Consider the following 26580-nt stretch of genomic DNA (forward strand, 5'->3'; position numbering starts at 1 on the left):
ATCGACGCGCGTTGAGGGAACACGCATCATGCCCCCCGCGGTCACCGGTTAGAGTGACGACGATCACTCCGGGAAGGGAGTCGCGACGGTGCCGTTGGGGAACCACGCTGAGTTCAAGTTGAGCATCACCAGGGCCCTTGGTGATCAATTGGCTGCAGACCTGGAAGCGCTCACGCCAGCCCCGCTCACCGAGGCTAACCTTCGCCTCCTGCCTCCGCACAAGGGTGTTTACCAACTGCGCCGAGGCAAGGAACTGCTTTATGTAGGAAAGGCCGAGGTCACCCTGTCCCAGCGCCTTGGGAAGCATCTGCGGAAGCTGAGTGGCCGCGAGGGGATTCGGTTGGAAGAGATCTCCTTTACGGCGCTTTCGGTCGACGAAGACTTTTCCGCAGTTGCCCCTGAAAAGCTCCTGATCGACAGGTTTCAGAGCGCTGGTGAGGCGCCGTGGAATGAAAACGGGTTCGGCATCAATGATCCGGGTGATAAGCGGGATACCACGGTGTTTGCGAGCGATCATTTTGATCAGCTCTATCCGGCGAATCTCAATTGGGTGATACGCGACCTCGCCCTTGGGGGCCAGAACCTGCGCCCGCTACTGAAGAACGTGAAGACGCAGCTTCCCTATACATTTCGCTACGCCTATTATCGGACTGCCGCCGAGAAATTCTATGAGCGATTTGATGTGACCATCGACCGCCCCGAGATGACGGCGCACGAGTTCTTCCTCTTCCTTAGTGCGACTCTGCCAGACGACTGGCAGATCATGGCTCTGCCGGGCTACGCGGTCATGTATCCGAAGGAGCTGCGCTCAGAGAGCGCACGCAAGTACTACATCTCCGGTGAGGAATACGCCCCTGAGGATCTGGCCTAGGGCATGCACGCTAATAGGCCCTGGTCGGATGAGCGGAATGTCAGGGGCCGTTTATGACAGGCGCGATTGAGCTCGTCAATTACTGACGTTCTCATGTCAGGGGCGGGGGATTGCCAAGGCGGCAATCCACCGGCCGATCCCATTACTCGACCTGGCTTCCATCCCGTCTGCCGTCGACCCACACATCGTGGAGCGGGCGTGGTCCAGGGCGTCAAGGTGGAGCGCCCCGCTGGACGAACGACCTTGACGCCCTGGACCACGGCTGCTCGGCTCTGCCTGGGTCGACGGTAGACGGGAGGGAGCACCCCGCGCACGCCACACTCGGCCGGCGCATCGCGAACGGCGCCCCGCCATCTCGGAGCCTGAGCGCCCCCGCCGGAGGCATGTTCTGACCGGAGTAGTCCGTGTCCAGCTCTCTACTCATGGGCCGTAGCCTGCTGCGGCCCCAGGGGTCCGGCCCCGGCGCCGAAGGCGCAGAGGGGTCGGGCCCCAGGGGCCAGCCCGCGCTTGCGCGGGCACTTGATGAAGTAGGGAAACTCTTACCGCGCTGGCCTCAGAGGGCGATTGCCTTGTAGGTCATGGCTCGGTCGACGACCTTCTCTGGTGTCAGGTTGGGGTCGGTGCTCCAGAAGATGTAGTCGCTGATGTGGGGGCATGCCAGGCCCTGTTCCAGGGCGACCAGGATCTCTGAGCACTTCTCCTCGGGCGTCTCCGGGTTCATTAGGCGCTCGACCAGGGGGAGCGCTTCTTCGCGGGTCATGCGCCGAGGTGGCTGCGTGCTCACCGCTGCGTGACCAGCCGGCGGCCGTCGTGGCTTCGGACGTGGGGGCCTGCCTCGTCCAGGGCGTCCAAGAGGCGGATCGCGTAGACCTCGGTCATTCGGGCGGTGATCTCTTCCGGGGTGAGCCACTCGACCGCGGTCGACTCCGTGGAGGTTCGCTCCTCGCCGCCGGACGGCTTGCAGCGGAAGACCAACGCCACGATGCCTCGGGTGGTGTTCTTGTAGACGCCGGTCAGTTCCTCGACCTCTACCCGGATGCCCGTCTCTTCCCAGACCTCGCGGGCCACGCCCTGCTCGGGGGCCTCCGCGAGTTCGAGGACGCCGCCCGGGAGTTCCCACGTGCCGTTGTCCGCGCGGCGGATCGCCAGGAGTCGGCCGTCTTCGCGTACGACCGCGCCCGCTACGGACACGGAGTGCAGTGGCGTTGACGTCGTCTCTCGGGCGCTGTTACTCATGTACAGGAGCATAGGAGAGTGGGAAAGACTGTGGGAACTCCAGTAGGAGGTGGTCGGTCCGTACCTCGGTACGTCCAGATCGCCGAGGAGATTGTTCAGCAGATCCAGGCTGGGGTTCTCAAGCCCGGAGACCTGGTGCCGAGTGAGTCCGAGCTCGTCGAACGCTACGGCGTTGCCGGCGGGACCATCCGTAAGGCGATGGCCGAGGTTCGCTCAAGTGGGCTCGTGGAGACTCGGCACGGCAAGGGGTCGATCGTGAAGGACCGGCCGCCCGTGCGGCTGCGTTCCTCGGATCGGTTCCGGGCCTCGCATCGGCGTGGGGGGAAGGCCGCATACCTTGCTGAGTCCGCTCAGTCCGGTGCCACCGCCAAGGTGAGCGTCCTCTACATCGGGCCGATGGAGGCGCCGGAGGACATTGCCGAGCGGCTGGGTGTCGACACCGGTACGCAGGTGCTCGCGCGGCGGCGGCTGTACTTCCGTAACGGCGTTCCCGTCGAGACCGCCTCCTCCTACCTCCCGTGGGACGTCGTCAAGGACATCCCTCAGCTCTTCTCCGAGAACCCCGGGCCCGGTGGGATCTACGCCCGTCTGGAGGACGACGGGCACGTCTTCACCGAGTTCGTCGAGACGTTGCAGGCTCGGCCGGCCGCCAAGGCTGAAGCCTCCGAACTCGCCCTGAGCCCCGGGGCTCCCGTCGTCCACCTGCTGCGGAACGCCGTCACCAAGACCGGTCGCGTCGTCGAGGTCTGCGACACCCTCATGGCCGCTGACCAGTTCGTCTTCGAGTATCGGATCCCTGCCGCTGACTGACGCACGGTCAACTCTCCTCAACCCGCTCTGACTTCTTCGTCCGGGCGGGTTGACTCATGTATAGGAGTCAGGCACTCTTCTTCATGTCACTCATATACATGAGTGACAGAGTTCAGCACTTCTAGAGGAGTGATCTCTGTGCGTCAGATCCCCGTCGACACCTCCGCGGCCACCGTGATGGTCGCCCAGCCCCCGCAGCCCAAGGTGAAGGACCGCCGCTCCGGCGAGCGCGCCATGGACGCCGAGACCGGCGCCGCGCTGTCGACCGTGGACGTCATGTTCGCCGCGAACGGCGAGGTCGAGATCCTGACCGTCACCGTCCCGGAGACCGGCGTCTCCGCCGACCTCGTCATGGGCACCCCGGTCGCGGTCACCGGCCTGATCGCCCGTCCCTGGGAGAACGAGTTCAACGGCCAGCGCCGGCACGGCATCGCCTTCCGCGCCGTCGCGGTCACCTCGCTCGGCGGCGGCGCGGCGACCCAGAAGGCCGCCTGATCATGGAGTGGTTGATCCTCTCCGCCGTGGTGGTCGTCGTCGCCTTCGCTGGTCTCCTGCGGTGGCGGCGGCCCGCCTGGTACTGGCTGACCTTCGGGGTCGTGCTCGCCGCCCTTCGGGTCCTGGGCCGGTACTCCTCGGTCATGGACGCCTGTGGGCTGACCGTTCCTCCGCCCCGCTGGCGTCTTGCCATCGCCCGGATGGCCAACCGGCCCGTGCCGGAGCCCCGGGCCCCGCGCATCCTGCGCCTTCGGCCCACCCGGACCGGCCTCGTCTTACGGCTGGGGCTCCGGCCCGGACAGGACGCCTTCGACGTGGCTGCCTCGTGCGACCGGCTGCGGCACTCGTTCGGCATGCACGGCGTCGCCTCGCGGGAGATCCGCTCCGGCGTCGTCGAACTGCGGATGACCGGTTACGACGTGCTCAAGCGGGTTCAGATGCCCGCCGGCGTCGAGCGCTCGACCATGTGCTTGCCGGTCGCCCTGCGCGAGGACGGCGCCGTCCACTACCGCGACTATCGCACCACCCCGCACGCCCTCACGATCGGAGCCACCAAGTCAGGGAAGTCCGTCTACCAGCGGAACCTGGTCGCCGAACTCGCCGCTCAGGAAGTGGCCTTGATCGGGATCGACTGCAAGCAAGGGGTCGAGCTGTTCCCCCTGGCCCGTCGCTTCTCCGGTCTCGCAGACAACCCCGACACCGCCGCCGACCTCCTCGACGCCCTCATCGCGCACATGGAAGGCGTCTACCAACTCATCCGCGCCGAACAGCGCATCACCGCTGACACCCCGGACGCCGACATCGCCGCCGACATCTGGGACCTGCCCGACCACCTCCGTCCCGTTCCCGTCGTCGTCCTCGTCGACGAGGTCGCCGAACTCGCCCTCTTCGCCACGAAGGAGGAGGAGAAGCGGCGGGACCGGATCATCACCTCACTCGCCCGGCTAGCCCAGCTCGGCCGCGCCGCCGGCATCTATCTGGAGATCTGCGGGCAGCGCTTCGGCTCCGAACTCGGCAAGGGCATCACCATGCTCCGCGCCCAGCTCAGCGTCCGTACCGCCCACCGCGTCAACGACGAGACCAGCGCCGGCATGGCCTTCGGCGACATCGCGCCGGACGCCGTCCTCGCCACCGTCCAGATCCCCGTCGACTCGCCCGGCCTCGCGATCACCGGCGACGCCTCCGGCGGCTGGGCCCGCATCCGCACGCCGCACACCTCGCTCCGTACGGCCGTCAACGCCTGTAACAAGTACGCGCACCTCGTCCCGGAGCTGCCCGGCCTCGCCGCCTTCCGGCCCGCCGTCGAGCCGCACGTGCACCCGGTCAAGCTTCAGGCCCCGGCGTCCGCCGAGTCCCCGGCTACCGCCTGACCCTTCCCGCCCCACCGGTCGGCGCGACCGCATCACGCGCCACGTCCCTACCCCGCCATGCCCAGAACGCCCGCAAAGGAGGTGCCGACATGACCAGCAAGCTTCGCGTCGACGCCGTGCTGGTCCAAGCCCTGATCGCCGGTGCGCTGTCCTTCGCCCACCTGCACGACCTGGCCGCCGCTGCCGGTCAGACCGGATGGAAGGCGTGGGCCTATCCCGTCTCCGTCGACCTGCTCCTGGTCGCCGCCTGGCGCCGCCTCCGCTCGGACGGCTCGTCACGGCTCGCCTGGTGCTGGTTCCTGGTCTCCCTGTTCGCCTCGCTCGGTGCGAACGTCGCCACCGCCGGGTTCCTCGACCTCGCCCATCCACCCGGCTGGCTGCGCTTCGGCATCGCCGGATGGCCCGCGGTCGCGTTCCTCGGCGGCACGCTGCTCGCACATTCACCGGCGCCGACGACCTCGGAGACCCATCCGGTGGTCGAGCCGGAGCCGACAGAAGGCGTGTCGACCGAGACGGAGCACGTCACCGAGACCGATGCCGTCGCCGAGCTGGAGCCGACCCGGCCCGCGCCGGCAGCCGCGCCCGCCGTTCCCGTCCCGGCCGCCTTGGTCGCGCACGCCCGCAAGCTCGCCGACGACCACCACGCCCGTACGGGCCACCCCATCGACACCGACACCCTGCGCGCCCGCCTCGGCGTTCCCGCGCCCATGGCGGACGCCATCGCCGCCCAACTCGCTTGATCAGAACGGAGAGCGCCATGTCCCCTCGCGACCACTTCCACTCCGTCATGCGCATCGGCCCCGTACAGATCGGCACCCACCGCGACCGCCACGGCCGCACCAAGTACGCCGCCGTCTGCACCGCCGACCGCTGCGGCTGGTCCTCCGACTACTCCAGCTCCGCCGCCGCCCAGCTCGCGGCCCGTACCCACCGCTGCCGCATCTCCGACTGAACGGATACCGCTCGTGGACGTCCCGCTCTGGCTCGCCCTGGTCGTCGTCGGCGCTCTCGGCATCAAGCTCATCCGCCCGCCCTGGTGGCTCGTCGCCGTGCTCCTCCTCGGCGGCTTCCTCCTCGCCGACAGCTTGCTGGCCCCCGTCATCGACACCGCGATCTCCAAGTGACCCGACCCGGAAAGGGGAACCACCTCATGCTCCGCCCCAAGATCCCGACCATGCCGACGCCGACCGGTCTCGTCACCCCGCCCGCCGTCTTCCTCCCGCCCGCCGTCGTCCAGCCGACTGCCGTGGAGCCCATGCAGTCGTCTCCGGCCCCGACTGCCCAGCGGCCCGCCGTCCAGATCACCCCCGGGGCTGCGCTCGCCGTCATCGGTGCCGGCACCGCCGTCGTCCTGGTCGTTGGAACGGTCCTGGTCTCGATGCTCCTCGCGACCGCCGTCACCGCCGCATCGGTCGCCGTCTGCGCCGTCGTTGTCCGTTCGCTGATCGCGTCCTCGGCCAAGCGCCGCTGACCGGCCCCCGGGCGGCCTCGATACCGCCAAGCATCCGCCGCCCGGGAGCCGTACCCCTCGCCGATCTCACAACCGGAAGGAACACCCATCATGGATCAGCGCACCGCCGCCACCGCGGCGGGCCTGGACCCGGCCACCCTCCACGATGTCCTCCGAGTCGCCTCCGCCCCCGACTTCGACCGCTGGCGGGACCAGGTGCACCGCACCGGCGGCTGCTCCGATCCCATCCATTTGACCGGCTGGTCCCTCGCCAAGGACCGCGCGTCCGGCGAGACCCTCCGCCGATACTCCACGGAGGCCGAGCCCAGCGGCCATCTCCGCGTCGCCTGCGGCAACCGCCGAGCCTCCCGCTGCCCCTCCTGCGCCCACACGTACGCGGGGGACACGTACCACCTGATCCGCGCGGGCCTGGCCGGCGACGAGTCCAAGGACATCCCCTCGACCGTCCGCGACCACCCCCGGGTCTTCGCCACCCTCACCGCCCCGTCCTTCGGCCCCGTGCACAACCGGCCCGACCGCGGCGTTTGCCGCTGCGGCACCCGCCACCCGGAGAACGACCCCGCCCTGGGCACGGCGCTCGACCCCGAGTCGTACGACTACGCCGGAGCCGTCCTCTTCAACAACCACGCCGGTCAGCTCTGGCAGCGCTTCACCAACCGACTGCGCCGCGAGCTCGCCGCCCGTGCCGGGCTCACCCAGCGCGAGCTGAAGGGCGCCTTACGGGTCTCGTACGGGAAGGTCGCCGAGTTCCAGAAGCGCGGCGCCATCCACTTCCACGCCGTGATCCGCCTCGACGGACCGGACGGCCCCGGCACCGCCCCACCCTCATGGGCCACTGTGCGGCTCCTCGACGACGCGATCCGCGCCGCCGCCGTCCACGCGTACACGACCATCACCGTCCCGGCCGCCGGAGACCAGCCGTGCCGGCGGTTCCAGTGGGGCCGCCAGCTCGACATCCGTCCGGTCAAGGCGTTCGGCGACGGCTCCGACATCACCGAGCAGGCGGTGGCCGCGTACGTCGCGAAGTACGCCACCAAGGCCGCCGAGACCACCGGCAGCCTCGACCGGCGGATCGGCAACCGGGAGGTGCTCGACCTCTTGGACGTGGCCGACCACCCCCGCCGCCTGATCGAGGCCTGCCTCGACCTGGCCCCGCTCTACCCGGACCGCAAGCTCACCGCCTGGGCCCACATGCTCGGCTTCCGCGGCCACTTCTCCACCAAGTCCCGCCGCTACTCGACCACCCTCGGCGCCCTCCGCCAGATCCGCGCCGACTACCGCGCCGCCCAGGAACACGTCGACGCCGAGCCGGACACCGTGCTCATCCTCGCCTCCTGGCAGTACGCCGGACACGGCCACACCCCCGGTGAGGCCGCCCTCGCCGCGACCATCTCGCGCGGAATCCAGCTCAACCGTCAGACCGCCCGCGAAGCCCTGCGCGACCAACTCGCCCTGGCCGCCCCGGAAGGAGCCGCAGCATGACCACCGCCACCACCGACGAACTGCTGACCGTGCCCGAGGTCATGGCCCGGCTCAAGCTCGGACGCTCCACCGTCTACGACCTCATCCGCTCACGCCGCCTCACCTCGATCACCGTCGGCCGCGCCCGCCGCGTCCCCGTCGACGCCGTGCGGGACTTCATCACCTACAAGATCGGGGAGGCCGCCTGATGGCCGCTCAGCGCAAGCGCAACCCGAACGGCGCCGGCACCATCACCCAGCGCAAGGACGGCCGCTTCCAGGCCGCCGTCTACGTCCTCCAGCCCGACGGCACCCGCGCCCGGAAGTTCGCGTACGGCAAGACCTGGGCCGAGTGCGACGCCAAGCGCCGCGAGCTCCTCGACAAGGTCGACAACGGCATTCCCGTGCCGACCCGCTCGGCGAAGCTCTCCGAGTGGCTCCCGTACTGGCTGGGCAACATCGTCCAGCCGCGCCGCAAGCTCAGCACGTACGACAAGTACGAGACGCACGTCCGTCTCCACCTCGTCCCGGGGATCGGCTCCAAGCGGCTGGAGTCCCTGAGCGTCGCCGACGTCCGGCGCTTCCTCGTCCAGCTGGAGAAGAAGACCACCGCCGCCACCGCCAAGGAGTCCCACCGCGTCCTGCGGACCGCCCTCACCGCGGCTTGCCGCGAGGAGCTGATCACGCGCAACGTGGCCACCCTCGTCGAGCCGCCCCGGTCGAAGGCGCGGGAGCTGAGCCCTTGGTCCCTGGACGAGACCCTCGACTTCCTCGCCGCCGCCCGCCGAGACCCGCTGTACGCCGCCTTCGTCCTCGCCATCGCCATGGGGCTGCGCCGGGGCGAGCTGATCGGACTCCGCTGGGCTGACGTGGACCTGGACCGTCGCGTCCTCTACGTCCGCCAGCAGATCCAGCGGCGCCGGGGTGTCCTGTACGACGACGATCCCAAGGGACGTCGCCGCCGTGCCGTACCGCTTCCCGCCATGTGCATCGCGCCCCTCCGCTGGCACCGGATGCGGCAGAACGATCAGCGGGCCAGGGCGGGGGAGGAGTGGAAGGGAAGTGACTACGTCTTCACGACGCGCACGGGCAGCCCGGTCGAGCCGCGGAACGTGTACCGCTCCTTCACCCGCGTCGCCGCCTCCGCCGGGCTCCGCGTCATCCGGCTCCACGACGCCCGGCACGGCTGCGCGACCCTGCTCACCGCCGCCGGCGTCGCGCCCCGCGTGGTCATGGAGATCCTCGGGCACAGCCAGATCAGCATCACCATGGACGTGTACACGCATGTCGTCCAGGACACGCAACGTGAGGCGATCAGTCACATGGACCGGCTGCTCAAGAGGCGGCCCGGTCGTCCCTGACCGTTGCCGTTGATGTCAGCCGTAGATGTCAGAGGGGGGTCACATCCCAAAATTGGTATGTGACCCCCCTCTGAGCTTGTGCCCCCGGCAGGATTCGAACCTGCGACACCCGCTTTAGGAGAGCGGTGCTCTATCCCCTGAGCTACGAAGGCCGGGTGGGGAGCGGCCCCTGGGGGTCGCTTCGCCGACGTCAGTGTAGCGGGTGGTGTGGTCGGCGTATGGGGGGACAGGGTCTGGCCGCGTTGTGTGCTGTGGGGGTGCGTGAGCTTTGGTGGGGTGGGGTTGATGGCGGGCTCTGGCGGGGCGGTGGTGATCTTTCCTGTGGGTGTGCGATGGCCTACGGTCCTCGTGAGGACCTGAGGGGGCTGACGTGGGCTTGGCTGCCGATTCCTGGCGGGGGCACGATCCCGGCCTGCTCGTCGTGGGGCTTTTCGTCAGTGCGGCTGTCCTGATGGGGCTCGTCGTCTATCTGGGGTCCCGGCTCGCGCCGGACGCCCTGCGGCGGTACGACGCGGTCCGGGGGACGCGGGACGTCGCTCTGCTCTCCGTCGCCGTGTCGGTCGCGTTCTATCTGTGGGGGCTTCTCCACCTGGTGTTCGTCGACGAGCAGCTGCAGGGTCAGGAGTGCGAGGTGCGGCGGCCCGAGGGGGCCGACCTCGTCGGGCGGCGGGGGGACTTCGTTCCGCTGCGGCTCGTCTGCGAGGTGGCGGGCGGAGCGGACTACGGCGTTCTCGTCCCCGGTTACGTCAACCCGGTCCTCGCCGTTCTGCTGCCGCTCGCCTGCTTCGGTGCCGTGGCCTCCGGGGTCCTGTCCCGGCTGCGGCGCGTCCCGGTGCGGGGTTGACCCTGTTCGCGCGGGGCGCATAGCGTCGCCGGGCCGGTTGGGCAGGTGTCGAGGAGGGCTCGTGGTGGAAGCGCGGCTGACCGCTGTCGGGGCGCCCTTCGAGGTGAGCGAGGGGGTCTACGCCTCCGGGCCGCGGACCCTGCGCGAGTTCGTCGAGGTCGTCTGGGGGTACGGGGATCAGGTCTTCCTCGTGTCCGAGGGGCGGGTTCTGACCTATCGGGAGTTCTTCGACGCCTCCTGCGGGCTCGCCCGGCGGCTTCTCGGGGAGTGCGGGCTGCGCCCGGGCGATCGTGTCGTCATCGCCATGCGGAACCTGCCCGAGTGGCAGATCGCCTTCTGGGCCGCCCAGCTCGCCGGGCTCGTCGCCGTACCCCTCAACGCCTGGTGGACCGAGGACGAGTGCGCGTACGCGCTGGACGACTGTGCCCCGGGCGTGCTGCTCGTCGACGGGGAGCGGGTCGGGCGGGTCGAGGCGTGGGCCGGGCGGAACCGGGTCCCCGGGATCGTCTTCCAGCCGGAAGGGCCGCTTCCCGCGGGCTTCCGGGCGTACGTGCCCGACACCGATCCGTTCCTCGGGCCGCCGCCCGTCGACGTCCTGCCCGAGCACGACGCCACCATCGTCTACACCTCCGGCACCACCGGGCGGCCCAAGGGCGCCGTCGCCACCCATCTCGCGCAGGCCGGGGCCGCCATGAACCCCCGGTACTTCGCCGCCGCCGCGGCCCTCGCGCGCGGTGACGTGCCCGGGACGGGGCCCGCGCCCGTGTCGCTGACCACCTTTCCCTTCTTCCACGTGGCCGCCTTCACCTCCTTCTACGGGGTCATGGCGGCCGGCGGGACGCTGGTGATGATGCGGAAGTGGGATCCGGCCCTCGCCCTGGAGCTGATTCGCGAGCATCGCGTCACGCACTACGCCGGGGTGCCGACCACCGCGCTCCAGCTCCTCGACCTCGCCCGCGCGACCGGCGACCGGCTGGACAGCCTCACCCTGCTCAGCACCGGGGGCGCCGCCGCCCCGCCCGGCATCGTCGACGGGATCTCCGCCGGGTACGGGGAGCGCGTCGAGCCCCGGAACGGCTACGGGCTCACCGAGACCTGCGGCGGGGTCCTGTCGAACGTCGGCGCCGAGTACCGCGCCCATCCCGGGAGCGTCGGCCGGCCCTCGCCCGTCACCGAGGTGCGGGTCGACCGGCCCGACGCGGGGGGTGTGGGGGAGCTGTGGCTGCGCGGGCAGTCGCTGGTCCGGGGGTACTGGGGGGACGAGGCGGCGACCCGTGCGGCGTTCGCCGACGGCGGCTGGTTCCGGACCGGGGATCTCGGGCGGGTGGATGCGGAGGGGCGGGTCTTCGTCGTCGACCGGCTCACCGACATGGTGATCCGCGGCGGTGAGAACGTCTACTGCGTCGAGGTCGAGGGCGTTCTCCACGAGCACCCCGACGTCGTCGACGCCGCCGTGCTCGGTGTCCCGCATCCCCTCCTCGGGGAGGAGGTCGCGGCCGTCGTCCGCCTGCGACCCGGCGCCGCCGTCGGCGTCGAGGAGCTGCGCGCGCACGTGGGCGCGCGCCTCGCCGCCTTCAAGGTGCCCACCCAGGTCCTCGTACGGGAGGAGGAGCTGCCCCGGAACCCGACCGGGAAGATCCTCAAGCGCGAGCTGAGGGGCAGCCTGGTCACCGGCGGGTGATCCTGACCCGGTAGGTGCCGTTCTCGTCCTCGTCCAGGACGGTGATCCCTATGCCGTTGGCGCGGTCCGTGAAGGTCTCGCCGGGGCGGTAGGGGGCGTCCGACAGTTCCGCGTGGACGTTCGCGCGGCGCGTGCAGCCGCCGCTCGCGTGCTCGCTGTCGGACACGGTCACCGGGCCGTGGCCGGTGTCCACGTCGGACTCCACCCGGTAGACGAGGACGCCCTGTTCGCAGACCGCCTCGTCGTTGCCGTCCTTGCTGCGGACCTCGACCGCGTACCCGGAGGTGTCGGAGAGCGGGACGAAGGCGAGCTTGGGGCCGCCCGGGACGGCCAGCGGGGTGAGGGTGTAGTCGCCGGTGCCGGGGTCGGACGCGCAGCCGACCTGGTCGTTGTCGAGCCAGCCCAGTTTCCACTTGTGCCAGCCGAGCAGGTCGTTGTTGGCCCCCCAGTCCTCGGACATGATGTCCCAGTGCCCGACGGTCCCGCCGCCGTCCGAGGTGTACAGGTCGGGCAGCCCGAAGACGTGCCCGTTCTCGTGCGGCAGGACGCGGTAGCCGGTCTCGGCGAAGCTGCCGGAGCCGTCGTCCTGGCGGCTGTAGACGAAGGACGTGTTGGCGAGCGGCACACCGTCCGCGTAGGGGGCGTCGTCGTTGCCGGAGAAGGTCACGGACAGGACGGTGTCGAGGGCGGAGGGCCCCGCGTTCGGCGTGACGAGGACGTTGACCAGGTCGTACGCGCTGAAGTCCACTTTCGGGTCGGCCGCCTTCACGATGTCCTCCACGAGGGAGCGGTAGGCCGGTTCGTACGGTGAGCCGCGCTCGATCCCGTACGCGGAGAATGCCTTGGGCATCCGCAGCCAGTCGGCTATCGGGGCCTCGGCGCGGTAGTGCAGGCGCCCGTACGAGCTGGTGCGGAACCACTCGGCGGTCTGCGGGAAGAACTCGCGGAAGCGGCCCATCGCCGTGCCCTCGCCGGTGGCGTCCGGGAAGTCGATCATCAGGTTGAGGGCCCTGACCTGGCCCGTGGAGCGCACGTATCCGGGGGCGGTGGGCAGCCCCTCCGACATCTGCACGCCCATCGTGGTCGCGATACGGCACGGCCCCAGCTGGGCTCCACCGGGCGCCGCGGCCACGGGGCCGGCCGAGGCGGGGGCGGGACCGGGCAGGGTGCTGCTCGCGGAGGCGAGCAGCGTGAGGGAGAGCGCCGTGGTCGCGGCCAGGGCGACGGGTCTGCGTATCCGTCGGCGGGGGTGCTGCATACGGTCGCCTCTCCGAGGGGGGCAGGTCGGCGGAACGACCCCTTCCGGTCAGCGCGGGTCCGCGTGGGCCGTGTCCGTGCCGGCATGGGTCCGCGTGGGCCGTGTCCGTGCCGGCATGGGTCCGCGTGGGCCGTGTCCGTGCCGGCATGGGCTCGCGTGGCCCTCTCCGTTCCGGCGTGGGTCCACGCGAGTCGTATCCGTTCCGGCGTGCGGCCGCCCGTGGTCCCATGGGTCCGCGTGCGACCGCGCTGTGCGATCAGCCTGTGACGAGAGGTTCCGGCGCGCGCGCCGGGTGGCCCGATCGTGGGTATTCCGACCGCGACCCAGGTGTGTGAGCCAGGTCACACGTGCGGTGGGAAATAACCGGGGACTGGGTCCCCGTTTATGACTGTGTTCGGCGAAGTGGGGAGTCCGTCCCCGGATGCTGTCCGGGGCCGGATCCTTTCCGGGACCCAGTTGTCGTCCGGGACCCGGATCCTGTCCGGGATGCGGTGCCGGTGCCCTGCCGGTGCGGCTCCGGACGACGTCCCCTACCGAAGTGCCGAAGACCCCGAGTGAAGTGAGGAGGCCGTGGCGTGACCAGCGACGTCGCCGACACCGCGCCCGCCCGCCGCGTGCCCCGACCGCGCGCCGACGCCCTGCGCAACCGCGAGCGGATCGTGACGACCGCCCGCGAGATGTTCGTCGAGTTCGGCCCCCAGGTGCCGTACGACGAGGTCGCGCGCCGGGCCGGCGTCGGGAACGCCACGCTCTACCGGAACTTCCCCGAGCGCAACGACCTCGTCCGCGAGGTCGTGCTCTCGATCATGGCCCGCGTCACCGAGCTCGCCGAGCGTGCCACGGAGGAGGACGACACCTTCGCCGCCCTCCGGCGCTTCACCCACGCGGCCGCCGACGAACGCATCGGTGCCCTGTGCCCGATGCTCGACGGGGCCTTCGACAAGGACCACCCCGACCTGACGGCCGAACGCGAACGCCTGGAGGAAGCCGTCCAGTCGCTCGTCGACCGTGCCCAGCGGGCCGGCCGGCTCCGCTCCGACATCGGCGTCGGAGACCTGATGGTGGCGGTGTCCCAGCTGACCCGCCCCCTGCCGGGTACGGCCTGCGGCGCCAACTTCGACCAGTTCGTCCACCGACACCTGCAACTCTTCCTCGACGGCCTGGAGGCGCCCGCGCGCTCCGAGCTGCCCGGGACGGCCGCGACCCTGGAGGACCTGAGGCGCGACTCCTGCTCGCCGCGCACGCCGTGACCAGCGGTCAGGGCCGCCCGTCCGGCTGAACCCGTGAACCCCTTAGACGACCCGTACGACCCGTACGACCCGTACGACCCGTACGACCCGCACGATCCGTACGACCCGCATCGCTTTCACGTCCTTTTCACCAGTACGCGCCAAGAGGTGGCTACCCCCATGCCGAAAATCCCCGACGACACCGTGACCCAAGCCGACCCCGGCCGCTGGAAAGCGCTCGTCTTCATCGCCCTCGCCCAGCTGATGGTCGTGCTCGACGCGACGATCGTGAACATCGCCCTGCCCTCCGCCCAGCAGGACCTCGGCATCTCGGACGGCAACCGGCAGTGGGTCATCACCGCCTACGCCCTCGCCTTCGGCGGCCTGCTCCTCTTCGGTGGCCGCATCGCCGACCTGTGGGGCCGTAAGCGCACCTTCGTCGTCGGCCTGATCGGCTTCGCCCTCGCCTCCGCACTCGGCGGGGCCGCGAACGGCGAGGCGATGATGCTCGGTGCCCGCGCGCTCCAGGGCGCCTTCGGCGCGCTCCTCGCGCCCGCCGCGCTCTCGCTGCTCGCCGTGACCTTCACCGACGGCAAGGAGCGCGCCAAGGCCTTCGGCATCTACGGCGCGATCGCCGGTGGTGGCGGCGCCGTGGGTCTGATCCTCGGCGGAGTCCTCACCGAGTACCTGAACTGGCGCTGGACCTTCTTCGTCAACATCCCGTTCGCCGTCGTCGCCGCCGTCGGCGCGTACCTGGTCATCCGTGAGCCCGCGGGCGGCCGCAACCGCTCCACGCTCGACATCCCCGGCGTCATCCTGTCCACCCTGGGCCTGGTCGCGCTCGTGTACGGCTTCACCCGCGCCGAGTCCGAGGGCTGGAGCGACGCCGGCACCATCGGCCTCTTCGTCGGCTCCGCCGTCCTGCTCCTCGCCTTCGTGCTCACCGAGGCGAAGGTGAAGTCCCCGCTGCTGCCGCTGCGCGTCCTGACCGACCGCAACCGCGGCGGTGTTTACCTGTCGCTGGGTCTCGCCGTCATCTCGATGTTCGGCCTCTTCCTCTTCCTGACCTACTACCTCCAGGTCGTGAAGGGCTACTCGCCGGTCATGACGGGCTTCGCGTTCCTCCCGATGATCGCGGGCATGATCATCGGCTCGACGCAGATCGGCACGCGCCTGATGACCCGCGTCCCGCCGCGCCTGCTCATGGCCCCCGGCTTCCTGACCGCCGGCCTCGGCATGCTGCTCCTCACCCAGCTGGAGATCGGCACCTCGTACGCCGGTCTGATCCTGCCCGCGCAGCTGCTGCTCGGCCTGGGCATGGGTACGGCGTTCATGCCGGCGATGTCCCTCGCGACGCTCGGCGTGGACCCGCGTGACGCCGGTGTGGCCTCGGCGATGGTCAACACCTCGCAGCAGGTCGGCGGCGCCATCGGTACGGCCCTGCTGAACACGATCGCCGCCTCGGCGACCACCGCGTACCTGACGGACAACGCGGCGGGCGCGACCACCCCGGCCACGCAGAAGCTGCTCCAGCTCCAGGGCATGGTCGAGGGCTACACCGCGGCCATCTGGTGGGCCGTGGGCATCCTGGTCGCCTCGGCCGCGATCGCCTTCGTGCTGATCAACACCGGGAAGCCGGACACCGGGGCCGTCGTCGGGTCCGGCGCGGGCGCCGACGACGAGATGAAGGTCCCGGTCATCGCCCACTGACCGATCCCGATTCCCCAGCCGGGTGGTCACCCGCCCTGGTTCCCCGGTCCGTCACCCGCCCTGGTTCCCCGGTCCGTAACCATCCCTGGTTCCCCCGGCCGTCACCTGCCCTGGTTCCCCGAGCTCGTGCTCAGCGGAGCCAGGGCAGGTCCGCGTCCGGATCCGCCGGTTCGAGGCCCTCGGCCATGACCCGCATGATCGCGCCGAGCTGTTCGACCTGCTCCGGCGCGAGCCGGTCGAAGAGGGCCTGGCGTACGGCCGCCACATGGCCTGGCGCGGTCCTGCGCAGGACCTCCATGCCCTCGTCCGTGAGCTGCGCGAACTGTCCGCGCTTGTCGGAGGGGCAGTTCTCGCGCCGCACCCAGCCGTTCTTCTCCAGCCGGGCGATCGCGTGGGAGAGGCGGGAACGGGTGATCTTGGCGCTCTTGGCGAGCTCGGTCATCCGCAGCCGTCGGCGGGGGGCCTGGGAGAGCTGGACGAGCAGGCCGTAGTAGATGTGCGGCATCCCGGCGTCGCGCTGCAACTGGCGGTCGAGGTGATCCTCTAGGAGCGTGGTGGCGTGCAGGTACGAGCGCCAGACGTGCTGCTCCTCGTCGCTGAGCCAGCGTGGTTCGGTCATGTCTCCCATGGTTCCCATCGTACGACTCGTTCTTGAAAGTTGAACTATGTCGGCTTATCCTGCGCAGGAGTGAACTTGAAGTTTCAAGCATCACGCCCTCGCCAACGCCGGAAGCCGGAGGCCGTCGCCATGGACACCACGCTCGAACGGATGCCCGCCCTCTACCTGTCCCACGGCGCTCCGCCGCTCGCCGACGACCCCGTCTGGCCCGGCGAGCTCGCCGCCTGGTCCGCCGGCCTCCCGCGCCCCGCGGCGATCCTCATGATCTCCGCCCACTGGGAGGAGGCCCCGCTCGCCCTCGGCGCCACCGAGACGATCCCGCTCGTCCACGACTTCTGGGGCTTCCCCGAGCACTACTACCGCGTCCGGTACGCGGCCCCCGGCGCGCCCCGACTGGCCGAGGCCGTCCGCAAGCTGCTCCGCGCGCCCGGCACGCCCGTGCAGGACATCCCCGACCGGGGCCTCGACCACGGCGCGTACGTGCCGCTCGTCGAGATGTTCCCCGGCGCCGACATCCCCGTGCTCCAGATCTCCATGCCCACCCTCGACCCGCGCCGCCTCATGGACATCGGGCGCAAGCTCGCGCCGCTCCGCGACGAGGGCGTCCTGATCGTGGGCAGCGGCTTCTTCACCCACAACCTCGCCGCCCTCCGCCACACCGGCGGCGGGGTGCCGGGCTGGTCCGCCGAGTTCGACGCCTGGGGGTACGAGGCCCTCGCCGCCCACGACGTCGACGCGCTCCTCGACTTCGAGCACAAGTCGCCGGCCGGACGCCTCGCCCACCCGCGTACGGAGCACTTCGCCCCGCTCTTCGTCACCCTGGGCGCGGCGGAGGCGGCCGGGGACCTCGACGCGGAGCGGTCGGTGATCGAGGGGTTCTGGCTGGGTCTCGCCAAGCGGTCGGTCCAGTTCGGCTGAGCCCCGCGGCCCCGCGGCCCGGTGGCCCGGGCGGGCATCAGTACGCCGGGGTGTTCAGCTCCATGGAGCGGACGGCGGCGGCCAGCGCGAGCGGGTCGCCCACGTCGAGCGCCGTGTCCGTGAACTTGATCGTGTGGTCGTCCCCGTGCGCCGCCGCCCGTTCGAAGACCTCCTCGGCGGTGAGGGAGGTCGGCGCGTACGGGCCTGCCTCCGGCGGTGTGTACGCGGCGGTCACCGCGGCCGCCGCCGCCCACGCCGCCGCCAGGCTCGGCGCCCACAGCTCGCGGGGGAGCGCGGGCAGGGCGCGCAGCACGGCGTTCGGCGCGGTCGCGGCGTGCACCAGCATGATCGGCTCGCCGTGGCCGTGGGTCGCGTACCGGTGCGTCGCCGCCGTCACCAGGTCGGTGAGCAGTGCCCGCGCCGTGTCCGGGTCCGGTGCCGTGCCCCAGTCGGGGAAGGCCGTCAGCTGCGCGAGCCGGGCCCGGATCCCGCCGTCCTGCTCCGGGACCGGCGGTACGGCGCCGAGGGCGGCGGCCGCGTCCGGCGCCACGGCCAGCGGGGTCAATGACGGGAGGGGCTGGTGGCGGGCGGCCCAGTAGCCGAGGGCGTGCGCCAGCTCGGCCCGGCGCGGTGCCGTCCCGGCCTCCCCGGACGTCAGGAGGGTCCGTACGGCGTGACCGGTGCGGATCACGGGATGCGTCGCACCACCCGCGATGCCCGGGAGCAGCCGGGGCCACCACTCGGCGAGGATCTCCCGCCAGGGGCGCGCCTCGGCGCCGTCGAGTTCCCGCGCGAAGAAACGGGTCCAGTCGGTGATCCGGGTCGGGTCGCCGAGCGCCTCGCGCCAGTCGCCGGTGGTGACCGGGCGGGACGGGGGCGGCAGTTCCTCCAGCTTGTGGGCGTAGTGATCCAGCCAGCGGTGCACGGCCGGGGCCCGGCCGTGGCGGACCAGGGCCTCGACGGCCATGGGGGCGTGGTTGCTGAGCCAGCCGTCGCGTTCGGGGCCGGTGGTGTGGAGGCGTTCGAGGGCTTCGTCGAGGGTGCCGGACGCGTCGGCACCGGGTGCGGGTGTGCGGTGCGGGGCGTCGTCGGCGCGGTGCGGGGCGGTGCCGGACGGGGCGGCGCCGGGTGCGTCGGTGCTGGAAGGGGCGGTGCCGGGTGCGTCGCTCATGGGGCGACGCTAGGGCGGGGAGGGGTGGGGGCGTAACGGGCTGGGGACCTAGGCCTCCCGCCCGAGGCCGCGAGGGCTGCCCTCCCGGGGCCGGTTGGCCGGGCCCTCCCGGGCCGGGCGTCCCCTCCTTCGGCATCCCGGGCGGGGCGGGCAACCCATCGGCCCGTCCCGGCGTCTGAACAGACGGCGGCGCGTGTGATCGCGGTCTCACCGACAGTGTGGTCGGGGACCCCGCGAGCGGCGCCGGGAAACCCTCCGGGCCCAGTCTGACCTGCACCTCCGTGGATATCGAAGGCATGCCCGCGGGGGCGGCGGCCGCGCAGCATACTGCATGATCGCGAAAATCCATGTGCCGGGTGGGAATTCTGTCCTGATTCCAGTCGTTGTTTCCGTCGGATGCAGGGCACCCGAATGGGTGTCGCGACCTACTCAGCAAGGGAGCTCGCATGGCAACCCGTGCCGTCGCCCGTCGTCAGACCTCCGCCAAGAGCGGGGCCGGCCGGGCAAGCAGCGTTCGCGCCGTGGGCGGGGAGATCGCCGACCGCGACCTGGTCGGCATGTACCTCGACGAGATCGCGCGCACACCCCTGCTCGACGCCGCCAAGGAGGTCGAGCTCTCCCAGACGATCGAGGCGGGTGTCTACGCCCGCCAGATCCTCGAGGGAGAGATCGAGAGCGAGGCGGGCGGAGCCGCCCGTGAGGAGCTCGAAGCGCTGGTCGCCGCGGGCGAGCGGGCCAAAGAGCTCTTCATCAAGTCCAACCTGCGGCTCGTCGTGGCCGTCGCCCGGCGCTACCCGCGCAGCGGACTGCCGCTGCTCGACCTGATCCAGGAAGGGAACGCGGGCCTGGTGCGCGCGGTCGAGAAGTTCGACTACGCGAAGGGCTTCAAGTTCTCCACGTACGCGACGTGGTGGATCCGCCAGGCCATCACCCGGTCCATCGCCGACCAGTCCCGCACGATCCGGCTCCCCGTCCACCTCGTGGAGGAGCTGGGCCGGATCAGGCGGGTGCAGCGCGAGTTCAACAGGGAGAACGGGCGGGAGCCCGAGCCCGCGGAGGTCGCCACGGAGCTCGGCTCGACGCCGGAGCGGGTCGTCGACGTGCTGGACTGGGCGCGCGACCCGGTCTCGCTGAACATGCCGGTGGACGACCAGGGCGAGACGCAGTTCGGCGACCTCCTGGAGGACACGTCGGCGGTCTCGCCGGAGCAGTCGGTGCTCACGCTGCTGCGCAGCGAGGAGCTCGACGACCTCATCGACAAGCTCGACCACCGGACGGCGTCCATCATCCGGATGCGGTACGGGATCGAGGACGGGCGCGAGCGGACGCTGACGGAGGTCGGCAAGCAGCACGGCCTCACGCGTGAGCGGATCCGCCAGATCGAGAAGCACGCGCTTCTGGAGCTGAAGAAGATGGCCCACGACACGGGCTTCGACGCGGTGGCCTAGTGCGGCTGGAGAGAGGGACCCGGGACGTTCCGTCCCCGGGTCCCTCTCCGCGTTCACCCCCGCGTCGACGCGGCCAGGCGGCCCGCCAGGTCCTCCACGTACTGGTGGAGGGAGCCGGGGCCGTGGATCGTGAACGGGGCGTCCACCAGGGCCAGCCGGAGGGCCAGCCATTCGACGGAGTCCGCCGAGCGGGTGCGGAGACGGCAGCTGGTCGGGCCCGTCGGGGTGGGGACCAGGTGGGAGGGGAGGCGGGCCGTGACGAAGTCGGCGGGGGCCTCGAAGGTGACGTCCAGGTCGAGTTCGGGCTGGGTCCGGGACATGGAGCGGGCGAGGAGCTGGGCGGCGTCGCCGGCCGGCAGCTCGCGCGGGGTGAAGCGGGCTCCCGTGGCGAGCGGGTCGCTGACCCGGTCCACCCGGAAGGTGCGCCAGTCGTCGCGCTCCAGGTCGTACGCCACGAGGTACCAGCGGTGGCCGGTGGAGACCAGCCGGTAGGGCTCGACCAGGCGGTTCGTCTCGGCCCCGTCGCCCGCCCGGTAGCCGAAGCGCAGCTTCTCCCGGCCCGTCACCGTGCCCGCCAGGGTGGTCAGGGTCGCGGGGGCGACCGTGGCGCCATCGCCCCGCGTCAGGGGGAGCGTCGCGTTCTGGAGGGTGGAGACCCGGTGCCGGAGCCGGGCCGGGAGAACCTGTTCCAGCTTGGCCAGGGCCCGTACGGACGCCTCCTCCACGCCCTCGATGGCGTGCCCGGCCCCGGCGCGCAGGCCGACGGCGATGGCGACGGCCTCCTCGTCGTCGAGGAGGAGCGGCGGCATGGCCGTGCCGGCGACGAGGCGGTAGCCGCCGACCGCGCCGAGGGTCGCTTCGACGGGGTAGCCGAGGTCACGGAGCCGGTCGATGTCCCGTCGGATGGTGCGCGGGGAGACCGAGAGCCGTTCGGCGAGTTCGCTTCCGGGCCACTCGCGCGGGGTCTGAAGGAGCGAGAGCAGATTCAGGAGTCGTACCGGGGTGTCCGTCATACGTTTCAGAATGAGGGCCATCTAGGCCATCTTCTGACCTAGATGGCCTTTATCTTCTCCGTATGAGTGCACACGACGCCGGCGTCACCACGGACGCGGCCCCCACCGACACGAGCGACAAGCGACGCTGGATAGCCCTGGCCATCGTCATGACGGCCGCCTTCATGGACCTGGTCGACGCGACGATCGTCAACATCGCGATTCCCAGCATCGAGCGGGACCTCGGCGCCTCCTTCGGGGCCATCCAGTGGATCACCGCCGGGTACGCGCTCGCGTTCGCCGCCGGACTGATCACCGGCGGACGCCTCGGTGACATCTACGGCCGCAAGCGGCTCTTCCTCCTCGGCACGGCGGGCTTCACGGTCGCCTCCGCGCTCTGCGGCTTCGCGGCCAACCAGGAGATGCTGGTCGCCTCCCGCCTCCTCCAGGGCGCGGCGGCCGCGATGATGGTGCCGCAGGTCCTCTCGATCATCCACGTCACCTTCCCGGCGCACGAGCGCGGAAAGGTCTTCGGCCTCTTCGGCGCGATCATCGGTCTCGGCGCGGTCTCCGGCCCGCTGCTCGGCGCGCTGCTCACGCAGTGGAACATCGCGGGCCTGGAGTGGCGGCCGATCTTCCTGATCAACCTGCCGGTCGGCATCGCGGGCCTGCTGCTGGGCCGTAAGTTCATCACCGAGTCGAAGGCGCCGAAGGCGCTCCGCCTCGACATCGTGGGCATGCTCCTGGTGACGGCCGCGCTGCTGATGCTGATCTACCCGCTGACGCGCGGCCGCGAGCTGGACTGGCCGCTGTGGGGCCACCTGATGATGGCCGGCAGCGTGCTCGTGTTCGCCGCGCTCATCGCGTACGAGAAGTACAAGACGGCGAAGGACGGTTCGCCGCTCGTCGAACTGTCGCTGTTCAAGGTGAAGAGCTTCGCGGCGGGCATCGCGGTGCAGCTGACCTTCGGTGTCGTGATGGGCATCTTCTTCCTGGTCTGGACGCTGTACATGCAGATCGGGCTCGGCTGGAGCCCGCTGCGGGCGGGCCTGACCGGGGTGCCGTTCTCCATCGCGGTCTCGATGGCCGCCGGTCTCTCGGTGCAGAAGCTGGTGCCGCGCTTCGGCCGGAAGGTGCTCCAGGCGGGCGCGCTGACGATGATCGCGGGCGTGCTGCTCTACCTCTTCGAGGCCGGGCGGTACGGGTCCGGGATCGAGTCCTGGCAGATGATCCCGCCGCTGGTGGTCATGGGTCTCGGCATGGGTCTGATCGTGGCGCCGCTGACGGACGCGGTCCTCTCGGACGTGCCGAAGGAGCACGCGGGGTCGGCCTCCGGCCTGATCAACACGACCGGGCAGATGGGCAACGCGCTCGGGCTCGGGCTGGTGTCGGTGGTCTTCTTCGGCGTGATCGACGGCAAGCCCGCCCCGAAGTCCCCGGCCGAGGCGGGGGCGGCGTTCACGGACGCCTTCCAGAACGCGATGGGCTGGGTCGCCGGCGTGCTCGCCGTGATCTTCCTGGTGATGTTCGCGCTTCCGACGAAGCCGAAGCAGCACCTGGGGGGTGGCGGTGACGACGACGGCGTCGTGATCGAGAAGGAGCCGGCGCTCGCGCACTGAGCCGCCCGCGCGGCTGCGAGAGGCTCGCGCCAGGCCTGCGACAGGCCTGCGACAGGCCTGCGCCAGGCAGGGCCCCGCCCCGGGATACGTCCCGGGGCGGGGCCCTTCGTCCTGCTCGGGCGGGGTTGGATGACCTGTCATGCCCGTTTGTGCCTGCATCGCGCCCGAATCCGTTTACTTTGCGGAAACCCGGGCGTAGCCTGACCCTGAAACCACAGGTTCGGGCATCGAACGGACGTAAAACCTCATGTACGCACCGGAGCGTCAGCAACAGATCCTGCGGCTCGCCCGCGAGAGCGGACGCGTCGACGTCCTCTCCCTCGCCGAGGAGTTCCAGGTCACCGCCGAGACCGTACGGCGTGATCTCAAGGCCCTCGACCGGGCGGGGCTCGTCCGCCGGGTGCACGGCGGCGCCATCCCCGCCGGGCGGCTCGACTTCGAGCCGGACCTCGCCGAGCGGGAGTCCATCGCCGCCGACGAGAAGGACCGGATCGTCCGGGCGGCCCTCGCCGAACTGCCCGAGGAGGGCAGCGTCGTCCTCGACGCCGGCTCGACCGTCGCCCGGCTCGCCGCCGAGTTCCCGCTCGACCGCGCGCTGACCGTCGTCACCCACGCCCTGCCCGTGGCCGCCCGGCTCGCCGACCACCCCGGCATCGACCTCCACCTCGTCGGCGGGCGGGTACGGCACCGTACCCGCGCCGCCGTCGACGCCTGGGCGCTCCGGGCGTACGGGGAGATCCGCGCCGACGTCGCCTTCCTCGGCGCCAACGGCTTCTCGCCCGCGCACGGACTCACCACCCCCGACCTCGCCGAGGCCGCCGTCAAGCGGGCCGTCGTCGCCGCCGCCCGCCGGGTCGTCCTCCTCGCCGACTCCGCCAAGCACGGCCAGGAGCACTTCGCCCGCTTCGGCGACCTGACCGACGTCGACCTGATCGTCACCGACAGCGGCCTCAGCCCCGAGGACGCCGCCGCCATCGAGGCGGCCGGAACGGAAGTCGTCCGCGCATGATCCTCACCGTCACCCCCAACCCCTCCCTGGACCGGACGTACGAGGTCCCCGCCCTGGAGCGCGGCGCGGTGCTGCGCGCCGCCGCCGAGCGCGTCGACCCCGGCGGCAAGGGCGTCAACGTCTCCCGGGCCGTCGCCGCCGCCGGACACCGCACCGTCGCCGTCGTCCCGCTCGGCGGGGCCCCCGGCGCGCTCGTCGCCCGGCTCCTCGCCGGACAGGGCATCGAGGTCGCCCCGGTCCCGGTCGCCGGACACACCCGCTCCAACATCGCGCTCGCCGAGCCGGACGGGACCCTCACCAAGGTCAACGCACCCGGCCCGGAGCTGACGGAGGAGGAGTCGGAGACCCTCCTCGCGACCGTCGGCGCCCACTCGCCCACCGCCGACTGGATCGCCTGCTGCGGCAGCCTCCCGCGCGGCCTCGCGCCCGAGTGGTACGCCCGGCTCGTCACCCGCGCCCACGGCGCCGGGGCCCGGATCGCCCTCGACACCTCCGGTCCCTCCCTGCTCGCGGCCCTCACCGCCCGCCCGGACGTCGTCAAGCCCAACGCCGACGAGCTGGCCGAGGCCGTCGGCCGTCCCCTCCTCACCGTCGGCGACGCGGTCAAGGCGGCGGAGGAGCTCCGGGGGCTGGGCGCGGGCGCCGTCCTCGCCAGCCTCGGCGCCGACGGACAACTCCTCGTCTCGGCGGCCGGCGTCTGGTTCGGCGCGGCCCCGGTGGACGCCGTCCGTTCCAACGTGGGGGCCGGTGACGCCTCCCTCGCGGGCTTCCTCGCGGCCGGCGGCGAAGGGCCCGGCGCCCTCGCGGCCGCCGTCGCCCACGGCGCGGCCGCCGTCCAGCTGCCCGGCAGCGAGATGCCCACCCCGGGTGACCTGGACCCGGCGGCGGTCACGGTGACCGCCGACGTACCCCTCGACCGAGTACTCAGCGAGCAAGGGAGCCCGCGATGAGCAGGATGATCGCCGCGGATCTGGTCGATCTCGACCTGTCCGCCGACACCAGGGAAGCGGCGGCCCGTTCGCTCGCGGAGCGCATGGTCGCCCGCGGCCGGGTGACCGACCTGGACGGCTTCCTCGCGGACGTCGCCGCCCGCGAGGCCCAGATGCCGACCGGCCTGGACGGCGGCATCGGCATCCCGCACTGCCGCAGCGCCCATGTCACCGAGCCGACCCTCGCCTTCGGCCGCTCGGCCGCCGGTGTCGACTTCGGCGCCCCGGACGGTCCGGCGGACCTGATCTTCCTGATCGCCGCCCCGGCGGGCGCGGACGACGCCCACCTGACGATCCTCTCCTCGCTCGCCCGCCACCTGATGGACGAGGAGTTCACGCGTGCCCTGCGCGCCGCGACCTCCCCGGCGGAGGCGGCGGCGCTGATCGCGGGGGAGGAGCCGCCGAAGCCGGAGCCGGAGCGGGCACAGGAACCGCAGCCGAAGCCGGAGCGGGACCAGGAGCCGGAGCCGCAGCAGCAGCCGCAGCCGGAGCGGGCGTCGGGTTCCGCACAGGGCCCTGAGGACGGCGTGCCCTTCCGGATCGTCGCCGTCACCTCCTGCCCCACCGGCATCGCCCACACCTACATGGCCGCCGAATCCCTGGAGAAGGCCGGCCGTACGGCCGGAGTGGAGCTCGTGGTCGAGACGCAGGGGTCCGCCGGGTTCACCCGGCTCGATCCGGCCGTCGTCGCCGCCGCGGACGGCGTGATCTTCGCCCACGACGTGCCCGTACGGGAGAAGGAACGGTTCGCCGGGAAGTCGACCGTCGATGTCGGCGTCAAGGCCGGCATCAACCGTCCCGCCGAACTGATCGCCGAGGTCCGCGAGAAGGCCGCGCGCGGCGAGGTCTCCGCACCCGCCACCGCCGCCACGCCCGTCGACCGGGCGGGCGAACCCGGCGAGGGGTACGGCACCAGACTCCGCAAGTGGCTCATGTCCGGTGTGAGTTACATGGTCCCGTTCGTCGCCGCCGGAGGCCTCCTCATCGCCCTCGGCTTCGCTCTCGGCGGCTGGGACATCGACAAGGCCCCGTCCGTCACCGAGCACTTCGCCTGGGGTCAGGTCGACAGCTGGGCCGCCCTGATGTTCCAGATCGGCGGGCTCGCGTTCAGCTTCCTCGTACCGGTCCTCGCCGGATACATCTCGTACGGGATGGCCGACCGTCCCGGTCTCGTCCCCGGGTTCGTCGGCGGCGCGATCGCGCTCACCGTCGACGCGGGCTTCCTCGGCGGACTCGTCGCCGGTCTGCTCGCGGGCGGCACCGTCCTCGCCATCCAGAGGGTGAGGATCCCACCGGTCCTCAGGGGCATCATGCCGGTGGTCGTGATCCCGCTGGTCTCCTCGATCGTCGTCGGCTTCCTGATGTTCCTCGTCGTCGGCAAGCCCATCGCCTCGCTCCAGAAGGCGCTCACCGAATGGCTGTCCGGGCTCTCCGGCGCCAACGCGGTCATCCTCGGCGTCATCCTCGGCCTGATGATGTGCTTCGACCTCGGCGGTCCGGTCAACAAAGTCGCCTACGCCTTCGCCGTCGGCGGCCTCGCCAACCCGAACGAGGGCTCCCTCAAGGTCATGGCCGCCGTGATGGCGGCGGGCATGGTGCCGCCGCTCGCGATGGCCCTCGCCACGACCGTCCGGGGCAGGCTCTTCACCCGGACCGAGCGCGAGAACGGCAAGGCGGCCTGGGTCCTCGGGGCCTCGTTCATCTCCGAGGGCGCGATCCCGTTCGCCGCCGCCGACCCGCTGCGGGTCATCCCCGCGACGATGGCGGGCGGCGCGGTCACGGGCGCCCTGTCGATGGCCTTCGAATGCACCCTGCGGGCCCCGCACGGCGGGCTCTTCGTCCTCCCGCTGATCGGCAACCCGCTGCTGTACCTGCTCGCGATCGTCGCGGGCACGGTCGTCAGCGCCGGACTCGTCATCCTCCTCAAGGGCGCCCGGCGGACCGCCCCCGCGGCGGAGCCGGACGAGGAGGCGGCCCAGGCCGGGAACGGGGTGGCCGTCGCGGCCTGACCCGCACGGA

At 71.4% G+C, this 26580-nt stretch carries 27 protein-coding genes and 1 tRNA gene; 21 read left to right on the plus strand and 7 right to left on the minus strand.

Annotated features, from left to right (window positions below; translation table 11 throughout):
* The first annotated feature begins 118 nt into the window (after nt 1-118).
* Nucleotides 119-871, plus strand: a complete 753-nt coding sequence (locus ACRRSS_RS02495) for a GIY-YIG nuclease family protein (protein ID WP_435969576.1) — start codon at nt 119-121, stop codon at nt 869-871.
* A 553-nt stretch (nt 872-1424) separates the two neighbouring features.
* On the opposite strand, the gene ACRRSS_RS02500 is transcribed toward ACRRSS_RS02495, so the two are convergent.
* Nucleotides 1425-1631: a hypothetical protein gene (locus ACRRSS_RS02500; protein WP_435969577.1), complete on the minus strand. Its 207-nt coding sequence runs from the start codon at nt 1629-1631 to the stop codon at nt 1425-1427.
* Between the two features lie 20 nt (nt 1632-1651).
* Nucleotides 1652-2119, minus strand: coding sequence for an NUDIX hydrolase (locus tag ACRRSS_RS02505; protein ID WP_435969578.1), 468 nt, complete (start codon nt 2117-2119; stop codon nt 1652-1654).
* A gap of 18 nt (nt 2120-2137) precedes the next feature.
* Here ACRRSS_RS02505 and ACRRSS_RS02510 point away from each other — a divergent pair, with 18 nt between their 5' ends.
* From ACRRSS_RS02510 to ACRRSS_RS02555, 10 genes are all read left to right on the plus strand, one after another.
* Complete coding sequence (locus ACRRSS_RS02510) at nt 2138-2917, plus strand: GntR family transcriptional regulator (RefSeq protein WP_435975229.1); 780 nt, start codon at nt 2138-2140, stop codon at nt 2915-2917.
* Between the two features lie 138 nt (nt 2918-3055).
* Nucleotides 3056-3412 carry an SCO3933 family regulatory protein gene (locus ACRRSS_RS02515; protein WP_435969579.1) on the plus strand — a complete coding sequence of 119 codons (357 nt, stop codon included), beginning with the start codon at nt 3056-3058 and terminating at the stop codon, nt 3410-3412.
* A 2-nt stretch (nt 3413-3414) separates the two neighbouring features.
* Entirely contained in the window at nt 3415-4782 is a 1368-nt protein-coding gene (locus ACRRSS_RS02520; protein WP_435969580.1) for an FtsK/SpoIIIE domain-containing protein, read from the plus strand.
* A gap of 89 nt (nt 4783-4871) precedes the next feature.
* Nucleotides 4872-5522, plus strand: a complete 651-nt coding sequence (locus ACRRSS_RS02525; protein WP_435969581.1) for a DUF2637 domain-containing protein — start codon at nt 4872-4874, stop codon at nt 5520-5522.
* A 17-nt stretch (nt 5523-5539) separates the two neighbouring features.
* Entirely contained in the window at nt 5540-5734 is a 195-nt protein-coding gene (locus tag ACRRSS_RS02530) for a mobile element transfer protein (protein ID WP_435969582.1), read from the plus strand.
* Between the two features lie 13 nt (nt 5735-5747).
* Nucleotides 5748-5906 (plus strand): hypothetical protein, encoded by a 159-nt coding sequence (locus tag ACRRSS_RS02535; protein ID WP_104860443.1) that lies wholly within the window; start codon nt 5748-5750, stop codon nt 5904-5906.
* Nucleotides 5907-5932: 26 nt separating this feature from the next.
* On the plus strand, nt 5933-6253 hold the full coding sequence (locus ACRRSS_RS02540) for a SpdD-like protein (protein ID WP_435969583.1): 321 nt from the start codon (nt 5933-5935) through the stop codon (nt 6251-6253).
* A 90-nt stretch (nt 6254-6343) separates the two neighbouring features.
* Nucleotides 6344-7735, plus strand: a complete 1392-nt coding sequence (repSA, locus tag ACRRSS_RS02545) for a replication initiator protein RepSA (RefSeq protein ID WP_435969584.1) — start codon at nt 6344-6346, stop codon at nt 7733-7735.
* A complete protein-coding gene (locus ACRRSS_RS02550) occupies nt 7732-7923 on the plus strand; it encodes a helix-turn-helix domain-containing protein (protein WP_366376053.1) in 192 nt (63 codons plus the stop codon). Before repSA ends, ACRRSS_RS02550 begins: the two co-directional genes overlap by 4 nt.
* The gene (locus ACRRSS_RS02555; protein ID WP_435969585.1) at nt 7923-9074 is read left to right on the plus strand and encodes a tyrosine-type recombinase/integrase; all 1152 of its coding nucleotides are present in this window, start codon (nt 7923-7925) and stop codon (nt 9072-9074) included. Before ACRRSS_RS02550 ends, ACRRSS_RS02555 begins: the two co-directional genes overlap by 1 nt.
* Before the next feature lie 79 nt (nt 9075-9153).
* On the opposite strand, the gene ACRRSS_RS02560 is transcribed toward ACRRSS_RS02555, so the two are convergent.
* A tRNA-Arg gene (locus tag ACRRSS_RS02560) sits at nt 9154-9226 on the minus strand.
* A gap of 224 nt (nt 9227-9450) precedes the next feature.
* Between ACRRSS_RS02560 and ACRRSS_RS02565 the strand changes: the two genes are divergently transcribed.
* Both ACRRSS_RS02565 and ACRRSS_RS02570 read left to right on the plus strand, forming a co-directional pair.
* Entirely contained in the window at nt 9451-9918 is a 468-nt protein-coding gene (locus tag ACRRSS_RS02565) for a hypothetical protein (protein WP_435969586.1), read from the plus strand.
* A 61-nt stretch (nt 9919-9979) separates the two neighbouring features.
* Nucleotides 9980-11599, plus strand: a complete 1620-nt coding sequence (locus ACRRSS_RS02570) for a class I adenylate-forming enzyme family protein (RefSeq protein WP_435969587.1) — start codon at nt 9980-9982, stop codon at nt 11597-11599.
* Here ACRRSS_RS02570 and ACRRSS_RS02575 read toward each other — a convergent pair.
* Complete coding sequence (locus ACRRSS_RS02575) at nt 11586-12857, minus strand: M6 family metalloprotease domain-containing protein (protein ID WP_435969588.1); 1272 nt, start codon at nt 12855-12857, stop codon at nt 11586-11588. The genes ACRRSS_RS02570 and ACRRSS_RS02575 overlap by 14 nt on opposite strands.
* Nucleotides 12858-13432: 575 nt before the next feature.
* Here ACRRSS_RS02575 and ACRRSS_RS02580 point away from each other — a divergent pair.
* Nucleotides 13433-14107, plus strand: a complete 675-nt coding sequence (locus ACRRSS_RS02580) for a TetR/AcrR family transcriptional regulator (RefSeq protein ID WP_435969589.1) — start codon at nt 13433-13435, stop codon at nt 14105-14107.
* 159 nt (nt 14108-14266) lie between these two features.
* Complete coding sequence (locus ACRRSS_RS02585; protein ID WP_435969590.1) at nt 14267-15796, plus strand: MFS transporter; 1530 nt, start codon at nt 14267-14269, stop codon at nt 15794-15796.
* Between the two features lie 130 nt (nt 15797-15926).
* Here ACRRSS_RS02585 and ACRRSS_RS02590 read toward each other — a convergent pair whose 3' ends face one another.
* Nucleotides 15927-16415, minus strand: a complete 489-nt coding sequence (locus ACRRSS_RS02590) for a MarR family winged helix-turn-helix transcriptional regulator (RefSeq protein ID WP_435969591.1) — start codon at nt 16413-16415, stop codon at nt 15927-15929.
* Between the two features lie 129 nt (nt 16416-16544).
* Between ACRRSS_RS02590 and ACRRSS_RS02595 the strand changes: the two genes are divergently transcribed.
* Complete coding sequence (locus ACRRSS_RS02595) at nt 16545-17333, plus strand: dioxygenase family protein (RefSeq protein ID WP_435969592.1); 789 nt, start codon at nt 16545-16547, stop codon at nt 17331-17333.
* A 37-nt stretch (nt 17334-17370) separates the two neighbouring features.
* On the opposite strand, the gene ACRRSS_RS02600 is transcribed toward ACRRSS_RS02595, so the two are convergent.
* On the minus strand, nt 17371-18504 hold the full coding sequence (locus tag ACRRSS_RS02600; protein ID WP_435969593.1) for a questin oxidase family protein: 1134 nt from the start codon (nt 18502-18504) through the stop codon (nt 17371-17373).
* 446 nt (nt 18505-18950) lie between these two features.
* Between ACRRSS_RS02600 and ACRRSS_RS02605 the strand changes: the two genes are divergently transcribed.
* A complete protein-coding gene (locus tag ACRRSS_RS02605) occupies nt 18951-19952 on the plus strand; it encodes a sigma-70 family RNA polymerase sigma factor (protein ID WP_435969594.1) in 1002 nt (333 codons plus the stop codon).
* A gap of 53 nt (nt 19953-20005) precedes the next feature.
* On the opposite strand, the gene ACRRSS_RS02610 is transcribed toward ACRRSS_RS02605, so the two are convergent.
* The gene (locus tag ACRRSS_RS02610; RefSeq protein WP_435969595.1) at nt 20006-20965 is read right to left on the minus strand and encodes a helix-turn-helix transcriptional regulator; all 960 of its coding nucleotides are present in this window, start codon (nt 20963-20965) and stop codon (nt 20006-20008) included.
* Between the two features lie 62 nt (nt 20966-21027).
* Here ACRRSS_RS02610 and ACRRSS_RS02615 point away from each other — a divergent pair, with 62 nt between their 5' ends.
* The 4 genes from ACRRSS_RS02615 (at nt 21028) to ACRRSS_RS02630 (ending at nt 26570) form a co-directional block, all read left to right on the plus strand.
* Nucleotides 21028-22563, plus strand: coding sequence for an MFS transporter (locus ACRRSS_RS02615; protein WP_435969596.1), 1536 nt, complete (start codon nt 21028-21030; stop codon nt 22561-22563).
* A 247-nt stretch (nt 22564-22810) separates the two neighbouring features.
* The gene (locus tag ACRRSS_RS02620; protein ID WP_435969597.1) at nt 22811-23572 is read left to right on the plus strand and encodes a DeoR/GlpR family DNA-binding transcription regulator; all 762 of its coding nucleotides are present in this window, start codon (nt 22811-22813) and stop codon (nt 23570-23572) included.
* Nucleotides 23569-24522, plus strand: a complete 954-nt coding sequence (gene pfkB, locus ACRRSS_RS02625) for a 1-phosphofructokinase (RefSeq protein ID WP_435969598.1) — start codon at nt 23569-23571, stop codon at nt 24520-24522. Before ACRRSS_RS02620 ends, pfkB begins: the two co-directional genes overlap by 4 nt.
* Complete coding sequence (locus ACRRSS_RS02630; RefSeq protein WP_435969599.1) at nt 24519-26570, plus strand: PTS fructose transporter subunit IIABC; 2052 nt, start codon at nt 24519-24521, stop codon at nt 26568-26570. The genes pfkB and ACRRSS_RS02630 overlap by 4 nt, the downstream gene beginning before the upstream one ends.
* Nucleotides 26571-26580: the final 10 nt, after the last annotated feature.

The sequence above is a fragment of the Streptomyces sp. Qhu_M48 genome (assembly GCF_051305195.1).
Taxonomy (GTDB): domain Bacteria; phylum Actinomycetota; class Actinomycetes; order Streptomycetales; family Streptomycetaceae; genus Streptomyces.